Below are 11,477 nucleotides of genomic sequence, written 5' to 3' on the forward strand. Positions count from 1 at the left end.
CGGACTCGATCGAGCGCGGATCAGGTGCCGAAGACGAAGGGGACGACGAAGCCGATCAGCGCCAGCGCCTCGGAGAGGGCGAACCCGAGGAACGCGTAGGTGCGGGTCAGGCCGGCGGACTCGGGCTGCCGGGCGGTGGCCTGGATGTAGGCCGCCCACACGATGCCGACACCGATGCCGGGGCCGATCGCGGCGAGGCCGTAACCGACCGAGCCGATGCTGCCGGTCAGTTCTGCCAGAACGTCCATTTCGGGGTGTTCCTCCTGTGTCGGTCGCCCGGATCGTTCCGGGCGGCTGGCGGGATCGTGCAGGTGGTGCTGGTGGTGCAGTCAGGGGGCCGCGGTGCGGCTCAGTGCTCGGCCTCGATGGACCCGTTGAGGTAGGTGCCCATCAGCACCGTGAAGACGTAGGCCTGCAGGAAGATGACCAGCAGCTCGAAGAACGTCATCACGATGGCCATCAGCGCGGAGATGGGGCCGAAGACCACCGAGTAGTTGCCGACCTGGAACAGGTACACGGCGCCCAGGGAGAAGACGACGAGCAGCATGTGGCCGGCGAACATGTTGGCGAAGAGCCGGACGGCGAGGGTGAACGGCCGGACGACGAAGTTCTGCAGGATCTCGATCGGCGTCACCAGGATGTACATCGGCTTCGGGACGCCGGGCAGGAACAGGATGTCCTTGAAGTAGCGCCCGACGCCCTGCTCGCGGATGCCGATGTAGATGTAGAGCACCCAGCAGATCGCGGCGAGCACCAGCGGGAAGGCGAACTTGCTCATCGGCGAGATCTGGGCGAACGGGATGATCGCCATCAGGTTGTTCGCCAGGATGAAGAAGAACAGCGAGGCCAGGAACGGGGCGAACGGGAGACCGCGGGGGCCCACCACGTCGCGCGCGATGCCGTCCCGGACCAGCGAGTAGCCGCTCTCCCCGACGAACTGGAGCTTGCCGGGGACGATCTTGGCGTTCCGTGCGGCGAGGTAGAGGAACGCGACGAGCGCCAGGGTCGCGATCCAGAGGATCAGCGTGATCCGGGTGATCTCGAAGTCCACACCGAGCACGGAGAAGTCGGCGATCGACTCCGGGTAGAACTCGGAGAGGCCGGGGGCCTGGAAGCCGCTGTCCCCGCCGCCGCCTTCGGCGGCGAGCACCTGCACGAGCGCGAGGGCGCTGGAGGTCACCGTTGTCCCTTCTGCGTCCTTGTCACTGTCCCGGCCGGCTCCGTCGTCCGCCCGGGGTCTTCGTCGCCGGCTTCCCCGGGAGTGGGTCCGCTGCGCCGTACCGCTTGACCACCAGGTAGATGGCCACCGTCATGCCGAAGATGATGCCGACCGGGAAGAACACCACGATGTCCAACCAGCGGTCGAGCAACCACCCGCCCCCGCCCCACACGGCCATGCCGGAGATCAGCGTCCCCGTGACCGCCCAGCCGGTGTCGGCCCCGCTGGACCGACGAGCTGGACCTGCAGGTCGTGGTCGGGCGCCCCCGGGTGTGGGAGTGTCCTCGGCCATTGATCGGGACCCTATCAGCCGCCTGTCGGGCGGAATTCCGGCACTTCCGCCCCCCGGACGGTTCAGTCCGCCGAGGTCCGCGGCGGGGCCGGCGGCGGCACGTAGTACAGCTGCCGGGTCCACACCCAGCGCAGCTGGACCGCGCTCCACAGCAGCGCCCCGGCGATGACCGCCCAGGCGAAGGCCCGGCGGTCCAGCCAGCCGTCCTCCGGCAGGGCGTTCAGCACCGCGAAGAGCACCAGCGCCTTGACCCCGAAGGTGCCCAGCGCCGCGGGCAGCGTGTACGTGTCGTCGATCTTCCCGGCCCAGGCGATGACCAGGCCGGACACGCAGAAGAAGGCGGTGACCACGGCGGCGCCGACCAGGACGCCCACCGCCTGGGGCCAGCCGGCCAGCAGCCCGGTGACCGGCACGGCCACGGCGGTGACCGCCAGGGCGGCCAGGGCGCCCACCCGGAGGAACGACAGGTCCCAGGGCGCGTCGCTCCGCGGCCCGGTGCGCTCGGGGAACAGGCCGCTCACCGCCGCACCCCCGCCGCCCGGCCGGTCGGCAGCGGCCCCGGTGCCGGGGCACCGCCGACGGGCCCACCCGGCCCCGGCGGCCCGCCGCGGCTCACCCGGCTGGCCGGGTGCGCGGCCTTGCTGCGCTCCTTGAGCGCGGCCAGCTCGGCCTGCCGCGCGGCGATGGCCGCCCGCCGGGCCCGCGGGCTCAGCACCACCACCACGCCCACCACCAGCAGGGCGGCGATGATGACCAGCACCTCGACCGTGCCCCCGGTGATCGACAGGGCCACCGCGCCGAAGCTGAGCAGCGCCGCCCAGAAGTACATGATCAGCACCGCCCGGCGGTGCGAGTGGCCGATCGACAGCAGCCGGTGGTGCAGGTGCATCTTGTCCGGGCTGAACGGCGACTGGCCGCGGCGGGTGCGCCGGACCACGGCCATCAGCAGGTCGATGAACGGGATGAAGAGCACCGCGATCGGCACGAGCAGCGGCAGGGTCAGCGGCAGCAGGCTGGCCGCCGAGCCCAGGGTCTGGGAGTCGGTCTGGCCGGTCGCCGACACCGCGGCGGCCGACAGCATGAGGCCGACCAGCATCGAGCCGGAGTCGCCCATGAAGATCCGCGCCGGGCTGAAGTTGTGCGGCAGGAAGCCCAGGCAGGCGCCGGCCAGCACGGCCGTGATCAGCGCGGGGGCGCTGGCCACGTCGTCGTAGCCGACCAGCCCGAGGTGGTAGCTGTAGGCGAAGAACGCCAGCGCGGCGATCGCCGAGACCCCGGCCGCCAGCCCGTCCAGCCCGTCGATGAAGTTCAGCGCGTTGACGGTGAGGACGGTCAGCAGGATGGTCGCCGGCACCCCGACGTCCGACCCCAGGGACAGCGTGCCGATGTCGGCGACCGGCAGGAACAGGAACGCCAGCTGGACGCCGAGCAGCACCATCACCCCGGCCGCCGCGATCTGACCGGTGAACTTGGTCAGCGCGTCCAGCCCGAACCGGTCGTCCAGGACGCCGAGCAGGCAGATCAGCCCACCGGCGACCAGGACGGCGATGGTCTGCGTGCTGAACTCGAAGCTCCGCTGCAGCGACGGCAGCTGCGAGGCCACCAGCACCCCGGCCGCGACCCCCAGGTACATCGCCACTCCCCCGCCCCGCGGGGTGGGGATCACGTGGACGTCGCGGTCGCGGACCGCGGCCATCACCCGGAAGCGGACCGCCGCCACCCGCACCACCGGGGTGGCCAGGAACGTGACCATCGCGGCGGCGAGGAGGACGACGGCGTACTCGCGCATGAGGTCAGACGGCTCGGGTCGGCTCGGGGTAGGCGGGGTGCGCCCCGACCAGCTCGCGGACGGCGGCGGCGACCTCGGCGGTGCGGGAGCCGTCGGCGTCCCGGATGGCCGTGCCGATCAGCGACGCGACCTGCTTCATGTCGCCCTCGACCATGCCCTGCGTGGTGACCGACGGGGTGCCCACCCGGATGCCCGAGGCGACCGAGGCCGGTTGCGGGTCGAAGGGGATGGCGTTCTTGTTCAGCACGATGCCGGCGGCGTCGCAGCGGGCCTCGGCGACCTTGCCGGTGACGAGCTCGCCGGCGGTGTCGGTGACCTCGCGCAGGTCCAGCAGTGCGAGGTGGGTGTCGGTGCCGCCGGCGACCGGTCGCAGCCCCTCGGCGGCCAGGCCCTCGGTGAGCGCCTGGGCGTTGGTGACCACCTGCCGGGCGTAGGCCTGGTACTCCGGCTGCAGGCACTCCTTGAGGTTCACCGCCTTCGCCGCGACGGCGTGCATCAGCGGGCCGCCCTGCATCATCGGGAAGGCCGACTTGTCGATCGCCTTGGCGTGCTCGGCCTTGCAGACGATGGCGCCGCCGCGGGGGCCGCGCAGCACCTTGTGGGTGGTGAAGGTGACGACGTCGGCGTACGGCACCGGCGAGGGGATCGCCTTGCCGGCCACCAGGCCGATGAAGTGGGCCGCGTCGACCATGAAGACCGCCCCCACCTCGTCGGCGATCTCGCGGAAGGCGGCGAAGTCGATCAGCCGCGGGATGGCCGAGCCGCCCGCGACGATGAGCTTCGGCCGGTGCTCGCGGGCCAGGTCCCGGACCTGGTCGTAGTCGATGTGCTCGGTCACCGGGTCGACGCCGTACTGGACGGCGTTGAACCACTTGCCGGAGAAGGACACCTTGGTGCCGTGGGTCAGGTGCCCCCCGTGCGGGAGCGCCATGCCCATCAGGGTGTCGCCGGGCTCCAGGAACGCCCCGTAGGCGGCCAGGTTGGCGCTCGCCCCGGAGTGCGGCTGCAGGTTGGCGTGGTCGGCGCCGAACAGCTCCTTGGCCCGGGCGATGCCCAGGGACTCGGCCCGGTCGACGACCTCGCAGCCGCCGTAGTAGCGGCGTCCCGGGTAGCCCTCGGCGTACTTGTTCGACAGCGTGCTGCCGAGCGCCGCGAGCACCGCGGGGCTGGTGAAGTTCTCGCTCGCGATCAGCTGCAGACCGCTGCGGAGGCGGTCGAGCTCGTCGACGACGACGCCGGAGATCTCCGGGTCGAAGGCCGCCAGGGCGTCGAAGTCGGGCCCCCAGTAGGGGGTCGGGGCCGGGGTGCTCATCGCGGGTGCACTCCTGCTGTTCGGTGCGGGCGCCCGCGAGCACCGGGACGAGGGGCGCGCGGCTGTCGCACCACGGTATCGCTGTGACACCGCGGTCCTCCGGACCGCACCGCGGCCACGTGACGTTCCCCCGTGGCGTGGAGCCGTCGGGTGCGATCGCGCCGGGACCCTCCGGGTCCGCGACGCCCTCGCGCAGCGGTGCTGCGCACCGCGGGTCCGGACCCGTGGCCCCGCTGCAGGGGCCCGCCGCGAGCCTGCGAGCGGTGGGGGCAGCGGGGTCCGTCGTCAGTCGGTGATGCCGGGGACGACCTCGCGGAGGCGGTCGACGTCGATCGCGCCGAGGCGGAGCACGCGCGGCACCGGGGAGGTGCAGTCGACGATCGTGCTGGCCGCGGAGCCGGTGCGCGGGCCGCCGTCCAGCACGACGGCGACGTGCTCGCCCAGCTGGTACTGCGCCTCGGCCGCGGTGGTCGCCGCCGGCCGGCCCGAGCGGTTCGCGCTGGACACGGCCAGCGGGCCGGTGCGCCGGAGCAGGTCGCGCGCCACGTCGTCGTCGGGCAGCCGGACGGCGACCGTCCCCTCGGCCTCGCCGAGGTCCCAGGCCAGCGAGGGGGCGTGCTCGACCACCAGGGTCAGGCCGCCGGGCCAGAACGCCTCGGCGAGGTCGTGCGCGACCGGCGGGATGGTCGCCACCAGACCGGCCAGCGTCGACGCCTCGCCGACCAGCACCGGCACCGGCATCGAGCGGCCCCGGTTCTTGGCGGCGAGCAGCCGGGTGACGGCGGCCGGGGTGAAGGCGTCGGCGGCCACCCCGTACACGGTGTCGGTGGGCAGGAGGACCAGCTCGCCCCGGGAGAGCGCGCCGGTCGCGGCGGTCAGCCCGGCCTCGCGCTGGTCGGGGTCGCTGCAGTCGAAGACGTCGGCCACGGGTCCGGAGTCTCCCCCACCCGGGGTCGGCGCCTCGCAGCGGTAGGTCAGCCGGCGCGCTGCGCGGTCGTGTAGCGCGGCCGCCCGGCCAGGTCGGGGTGGTCGGCGACGCCGGTCCAGCCGCCGGAGGCGCGCACCAGCGCCGGCAGCGCACCGCCCTGCTGGTCGGCGTGCTCGATGCCCAGCCAGCCCCCGGGCCGGGCCAGCCGGGCGGCGGTCACCAGCAGCCCGCGGACGACGTCGAGCCCGTCCGGTCCGCCCCACAGCGCCAGCGGCGGGTCGTGCTCGGCCACCTCGCGGGGCAGCCGGGCGTCGTCGGGCACGTACGGCGGGTTGGAGACGACGACGTCGACCGCACCGTCGAGCTCGCGGAGCAGCTGCGGATCGGTCATGTCGCCGCCGAGCACCTCGACCGGGGTGTCGCCGGCCGCGGTGCGGGCGGCGGCGTTGTGCCGGGTCCACTCGATCGCCCCGGGGTCCCGCTCGACGGCCACGACCCGCGCACCGGGGTGCTCGTTGGCCACGGCCAGGGCGATCGCGCCGGAGCCGGTGCCCAGGTCGACGACGGTCGGGGCGGCGAGCCCGGCGATCCGGTCGAGCACCCAGCCGGCGACCTGCTCGGTCTCCGGCCGGGGCACGAAGACCCCGGGGCCGACGGCGAGCTCGACGTGCCGGAACGGCGCGGTGCCGGTGAGGTGCTGCAGCGGCACCCGGGAGGCCCGCTGGTCGACCCAGCCGCTGAACCGGGCGGCGGGCCCGGGCGCGACGTCGTCCAGGGTGAGCAGCCGGCCCCGCGGCACGCCGAGGGCCGCGGCCAGCAGCAGCTCGGCGTCCACCCGCGGCGACTCGACGCCGGCCCCGGCGAGCCGGCGGGCCGCCTCGGCGAGCAGCGTGCGCGCGTTCAGGAGCCGTCCGCCAGCAGCTCGGCGGTGTGCGCCGTGGTGAGGGCGTCGAGCACCGGGTCCAGGTCGCCGTCCAGGACGGCGTCCAGGTTGTGCGCCTTGAAGCCGACCCGGTGGTCGGCGATCCGGTTCTCCGGGAAGTTGTAGGTGCGCACCCGCTCGCTCCGGTCGACCGTGCGCACCTGGCTGCGCCGCTGGTCCGACGCGGTGGCGGCCGCCTCGTCGCGGGCGGCGGCCAGCAGCCGGGAGCGGAGCACCCGCAGCGCGGACTCGCGGTTCTGCAGCTGGCTCTTCTCGTTCTGCGAGCTCACCACGATGCCGGTCGGCAGGTGGGTGATCCGGACGGCGGAGTCGGTCGTGTTGACGCTCTGGCCGCCCGGGCCGGACGAGCGGAAGACGTCGATGCGCAGGTCGTTGGGGTCGACGGTCACGTCGACCTCCTCGGCCTCGGGCAGCACCAGGACGCCGGCGGCCGAGGTGTGGATCCGGCCCTGCGCCTCGGTGACCGGCACCCGCTGCACCCGGTGCACGCCGGCCTCGAACTTGAGCCGGGAGAAGATGCCCTCGTCGGTGCGGGACTTGATCGCCACCGCCACGTCCTTGTACCCGCCGAGCTCGGCGTCGACGGCGTCCAGGACCTCGGTGGCCCAGCCGCGCCGCTCGGCGTAGCGCAGGTACATCCGCAGCAGGTCGCCGGCGAACAGCGCGGACTCCGCGCCGCCCTCCCCCGCCTTGATCTCGAGGATGACGTCCTTGTCGTCGTCGGGGTCCTTGGGCAGCAGCAGCTCGGTGAGCCGGGCGGTGAGCCCGGTGACGGTGTCCTCGAGCTGCTCGGCCTCCCGGGCGAACGAGGCGTCCTCCCCGGCGAGCTCGCGGGCGGTGCCCAGGTCGTCGCGGGCGGCGTCCAGCGCGCGAGCGGTCTCGACGACCGGGGCGAGCGCTGCGTACCGGCGGCCCAGCCGGCGGGCGCGGGCCGCGTCGGCGTGCACCGCCGGGTCGGCCAGCTCGGCCTCCAGCTCGCGGTGCTCGGCCAGCAGGCCGGCGAGCCGGTCGCTGCCGGTCTCGGCACTGCTCACGATGGCTCCTCAGGTGGTGTCGCGCGCTCGGGCGCAGGTGGTGCGGTGGCGGACATGACGACGGCGCCCGCGCCGCCCTGGTTGCAGGGCGGCGCGGGCGCCGTCGGGGGTGCTACTTGTCGGCGGAGGCGCCGGAGGCGCGCTTGCCGAACCGCTTCTCGAAGCGGGCGACGCGGCCACCGGTGTCCAGGATGCGCTGCTTGCCCGTGTAGAAGGGGTGGCAGGCCGAGCAGGTCTCGACGGTCATCACGCCGCCGGGCGCCGTGCTCTTGGTGGTGAACGTGTTGCCGCAACCGCAGGTCACCTGGGTGACGTGGTAGTCCGGGTGGATGTCGGCCTTCATGCCGGTGCACCCTCTCTCTGGTCTCGGGTCTGGTGGTTCGGACGCCGCCGACGTGCAGCGGCGGAGGCTCGATCGGCCAGTGTACGGGCCTGGTGAGGTGCTGGAGCGGCCCCCTCGCAGGGTCCCACCGCGAGCTTGCGAGCGGTGGGGGGCGAGGGGGTCCTTACTCCTTGTCGCCCACGCCGAGCGTGGTCTTCTGCACCTGCATCAGGAACTCGATGTTGTTGCGGGTCTTCCGCATCCGGTCGAGCAGCAGCTCCAGCGCCTGCTGGGGCTCCAGCGCCGACAGCACCCGGCGGAGCTTGATCACGATCGCCAGCTCGTCGGGCGAGAGGAGGATCTCCTCCTTGCGGGTGCTGGAGGCGTTCACGTCGACGGCCGGGAAGACCCGCTTGTCGGCGAGGCGGCGGTCCAGCTTCAGCTCCGCGTTACCGGTGCCCTTGAACTCCTCGAAGATGACCGTGTCCATCGTGGAGCCGGTCTCGACCAGCGCCGAGGCGATGATCGTCAGCGAGCCGCCGTTCTCGATGTTGCGGGCGGCACCGAGGAAGCGCTTCGGCGGGTAGAGCGCCGTGGAGTCGACACCACCGGAGAGGATGCGCCCGCTGGCGGGGGCCGCCAGGTTGTAGGCGCGGCCCAGCCGGGTGATCGAGTCCAGCAGGACGACGACGTCGTGGCCCATCTCGACCAGGCGCTTGGCCCGCTCGATGGACAGCTCGGCGACCGTGGTGTGGTCGGCCGGCGGCCGGTCGAAGGTCGAGGCGATGACCTCGCCCTTCACCGAGCGCTGCATGTCGGTGACCTCCTCGGGCCGCTCGTCGACGAGCACGACCATGAGGTGGACCTCGGGGTTGTTCGTCGAGATCGCGTTGGCGATCGACTGCAGCACCATGGTCTTGCCGGCCTTCGGCGGGCTGACGATCAGGGCGCGCTGGCCCTTCCCGATCGGCATGACCAGGTCCATGATCCGCGTCGTCATCAGGTGCGACTCGGTCTCCAGCCGCAGGCGGTCCTGCGGGTAGAGCGGGGTCAGCTTGGTGAACTCCGGCCGGTTGCGGGCCTGCTCGGGGTCCAGCCCGTTGACCGAGTCCAGCCGCACCAGCGCGTTGTACTTGTCCTTGCGCTCGCCCTCGCGGGGCTGGCGGACCGCACCGGTGATCGCGTCGCCGCGGCGCAGGCCGTAACGGCGCACCTGCGACAGCGACACGTAGACGTCGTTCGGGCCGGTCAGGTAGCCGGAGGTGCGGACGAAGGCGTAGCTGTCCAGCACGTCCAGGATGCCGGCGACCGGCAGCAGGACGTCGTCCTCGCTGACCGTGGGCTCGGACTGGTCGAAGCGCTCGCGGCCACCGCCGGCGTTGCCGCCACGGCGGTTGCGGTCGCGGTACCGGCGGCCACGGCGACCGCGGCCACCACCCTCGAAGTCGTCGTCGTCCTCGTCGGGCCGGGGCTCGTTGCGGGAGTCGTTGCGGGGCTCGGTGCGGGCCGGGGCCTCCGTGCGGTTGCCGTCGCGGCCACCGTCCCGGGCGCCGTCCCGGGCACCGTCCCGGGCGCCGTCACGGGCGCCGTCGCGGGCGCCCTCGGTGCGGTTGCGGCCGTTGCGCCCACCGGCGTCGCCGTCGGTCCGGGTGCGGCCGCCGCGCTCGTCGCCGTCACGGGAAGCACCGTCACGGGAAGCACCGTCACGGGAAGCACCGTCACGGGAAGCACCGTCACGGGAAGCACCGTCACGGGCGGCACCGTCACGCTCGGCGGTGCGGCCGCCGCCGTCCCGGTCGCGGTCGTCGCGGGTGGCCCGCTCGCCGCGGTCCCGGTTGCGGCTCCGCTGCGGGCGCTCGCCCTCGGCGGGCGGGGTCTGGGCGGTCTCGGGAGCGGACTCGCCGCTCACCGGGGCGTCGGTGGACGCCGGGGCCTCGGCGTCCGCGGTCGGCGCACCGGCCGGGCGGGACGCGCCACGGCGACGGCGGCCGGTGGCCGGCGCCTCGGCGGCCGGGGCGTCCACGGGGGCGTCCACGGGGGCGTCGGCGGTGCTGGCCGACGGCGCGGTCACCGGGCTGCCGTTGGCGCCACCGGAGACCGGGGCCTCCAGCGGTGCCGTGGTCTCCGGCGCGGCCGGGGTCTCGGCTGCGGCGGTGGGCTGCGCCGGGGCCGCCGAGGAGGTGTCGGCCGGCGTGCTCGCCGTGCCGTTCGACCCGACCTGCCGCTCGGAGATGGCGGCGACCAGGTCGCTCTTGCGCATCTTCGCGGTGCCGGGGATGCCCAGCTCGCCGGCCAGGCGCTGCAGCTCGGGCAGCAGCATCCCGGACAGCCCGCTGCCACGGCGGCGGGAACGGGGAGCCGTCCCGGCGGCGGCAGCTGCCTCGTCGGACGGCGCGCCGTCGATGAGGTCGGTGGTCTCGCTCACGTACAGGTCCTTCCCTGCGGTGACCTGCGCCTACCAGCGCAGGGGGTGACCCATCTCCGCGACGGCGAGAGCCCTGGACTGGACTCGGCTCGTCGATCGGGAGGTACGGGTCTGTGGATGCGGGTCGGGCGGCGACGGATCGCGGCCTACGCCCCACCTGGAGCAACGCCCGGAGGCGGCTACGTCGTCAGCCTAGACACGGGCTGACATCGTCCACAACACGATCCCCCACGGGTGTGTTCCGGACGCCCGAAACGATACCGCATCGTGATCAGCTCCCGGCGGGGGTCACGACCGCGCCGGTGTGGTCGACGCGCAGCGGGCGGCACTCCCAGCCCGCCGGGGTGAGCGCGCGCAGCTCCCTGACCTGGGCGGCGGACGACGGGTCGCCGGCGTGCTCGTCGTGGCCGAGCACGGCCAGGGTCAGCACGCAGGGCCCGGCACCGGAGACGACGGCGGCGTGCCCGCCGTCCCTCAGACGGGTGAGCAGCGCGGCGCTCTCCGGCATCGCCGGGGCCCGCTGGGCCTGGTGGAGCCGGTCCTCGGTGCCCTCGAGCAGCAGCGCGGGCTCACGGGTGAGGGCGTGCACCAGCAGCGCCGACCGGCCCGCGGCGTGCGCGGCGTCGGCGTGCGGCACGGTCGCCGGCAGCAGGCCCCGGGCGACGTGGGTGGCCAGCGTCCCGCTCGGCACGAACAGCACCGGCGCCACCCGCGGGTCGACGGTCAGCCGGGCGGCGCGGGCACCGGTCGACGTCGTCCAGGACAGCGTCGCCCCGCCCAGCAGGCACGGGGCGACGTTGTCCGGGTGGCCCTCGATCTCCGAGCACAGCCGGAGCACCGCCGCGTCGTCGACCCCGGCGACGTCCGGGCACAGCGACCAGGCGGCGAGCACCCCGGCGGTCACCGCAGCGGCCGACGAGCCCATCCCCCGCCCCTGCGGGATGCCGTTGCGCGCGGTGAGCCGCAGCCCCGCCGGCGACCAGCCGAGCTCGGCGCAGGCCGCCCGGAACGCCTGCACGACCAGGTGCGACTCGTCGGTGGGCAGCTCCCCGGCCCCGGCACCGCTGACCTGCACGTCCAGGCCGCCGCCGGTGACCGCGACGTCCAGGTCGTCCCAGCAGGACAGCGCCAGCCCCGCCGAGTCGAACGCCGGGCCCAGGTTGGCGCTGGTGGCCGGCACCCGGATGCGGACGGCGGGACCCGCGCTCGGCAC

At 74.1% G+C, this 11,477-nt stretch carries 12 protein-coding genes; all 12 read right to left on the reverse strand.

Going from position 1 to position 11,477, the window contains the following annotated elements; all coding sequences use genetic code 11:
* Positions 1-20 precede the first annotated feature (20 nt).
* Positions 21-248: an ATP synthase F0 subunit C gene (gene atpE, locus HL054_RS15165; RefSeq protein WP_014742489.1), complete on the reverse strand. Its 228-nt coding sequence runs from the start codon at positions 246-248 to the stop codon at positions 21-23.
* A gap of 101 nt (positions 249-349) precedes the next feature.
* Entirely contained in the window at positions 350-1,180 is an 831-nt protein-coding gene (atpB, locus tag HL054_RS15170; RefSeq protein ID WP_369139847.1) for a F0F1 ATP synthase subunit A, read from the reverse strand.
* A 22-nt stretch (positions 1,181-1,202) separates the two neighbouring features.
* Positions 1,203-1,397 (reverse strand): hypothetical protein, encoded by a 195-nt coding sequence (locus tag HL054_RS15175; RefSeq protein ID WP_369139848.1) that lies wholly within the window; start codon positions 1,395-1,397, stop codon positions 1,203-1,205.
* Between the two features lie 176 nt (positions 1,398-1,573).
* Complete coding sequence (locus HL054_RS15180) at positions 1,574-2,032, reverse strand: hypothetical protein (RefSeq protein ID WP_369139849.1); 459 nt, start codon at positions 2,030-2,032, stop codon at positions 1,574-1,576.
* Positions 2,029-3,300: a glycosyltransferase family 4 protein gene (locus HL054_RS15185; protein WP_369139850.1), complete on the reverse strand. Its 1,272-nt coding sequence runs from the start codon at positions 3,298-3,300 to the stop codon at positions 2,029-2,031. Before HL054_RS15185 ends, HL054_RS15180 begins: the two co-directional genes overlap by 4 nt.
* 4 nt (positions 3,301-3,304) lie before the next feature.
* Positions 3,305-4,612 (reverse strand): serine hydroxymethyltransferase, encoded by a 1,308-nt coding sequence (glyA, locus tag HL054_RS15190; RefSeq protein ID WP_369139851.1) that lies wholly within the window; start codon positions 4,610-4,612, stop codon positions 3,305-3,307.
* Positions 4,613-4,897: 285 nt separating this feature from the next.
* On the reverse strand, positions 4,898-5,539 hold the full coding sequence (locus tag HL054_RS15195) for an L-threonylcarbamoyladenylate synthase (protein ID WP_369139852.1): 642 nt from the start codon (positions 5,537-5,539) through the stop codon (positions 4,898-4,900).
* Between the two features lie 47 nt (positions 5,540-5,586).
* Positions 5,587-6,444, reverse strand: coding sequence for a peptide chain release factor N(5)-glutamine methyltransferase (prmC, locus tag HL054_RS15200; protein WP_369140036.1), 858 nt, complete (start codon positions 6,442-6,444; stop codon positions 5,587-5,589).
* A complete protein-coding gene (prfA, locus tag HL054_RS15205) occupies positions 6,441-7,517 on the reverse strand; it encodes a peptide chain release factor 1 (RefSeq protein WP_440347946.1) in 1,077 nt (358 codons plus the stop codon). The genes prmC and prfA overlap by 4 nt, the downstream gene beginning before the upstream one ends.
* 112 nt (positions 7,518-7,629) lie before the next feature.
* Complete coding sequence (rpmE, locus tag HL054_RS15210) at positions 7,630-7,860, reverse strand: 50S ribosomal protein L31 (protein ID WP_369139854.1); 231 nt, start codon at positions 7,858-7,860, stop codon at positions 7,630-7,632.
* Between the two features lie 163 nt (positions 7,861-8,023).
* Positions 8,024-10,264, reverse strand: coding sequence for a transcription termination factor Rho (rho, locus tag HL054_RS15215; RefSeq protein WP_369139855.1), 2,241 nt, complete (start codon positions 10,262-10,264; stop codon positions 8,024-8,026).
* A gap of 271 nt (positions 10,265-10,535) precedes the next feature.
* Entirely contained in the window at positions 10,536-11,477 is a 942-nt protein-coding gene (gene thrB, locus HL054_RS15220) for a homoserine kinase (protein WP_369139856.1), read from the reverse strand.

This window comes from Modestobacter versicolor (assembly GCF_041028285.1).
Classification (GTDB): Bacteria; Actinomycetota; Actinomycetes; order Mycobacteriales; family Geodermatophilaceae; genus Modestobacter; species Modestobacter versicolor_A.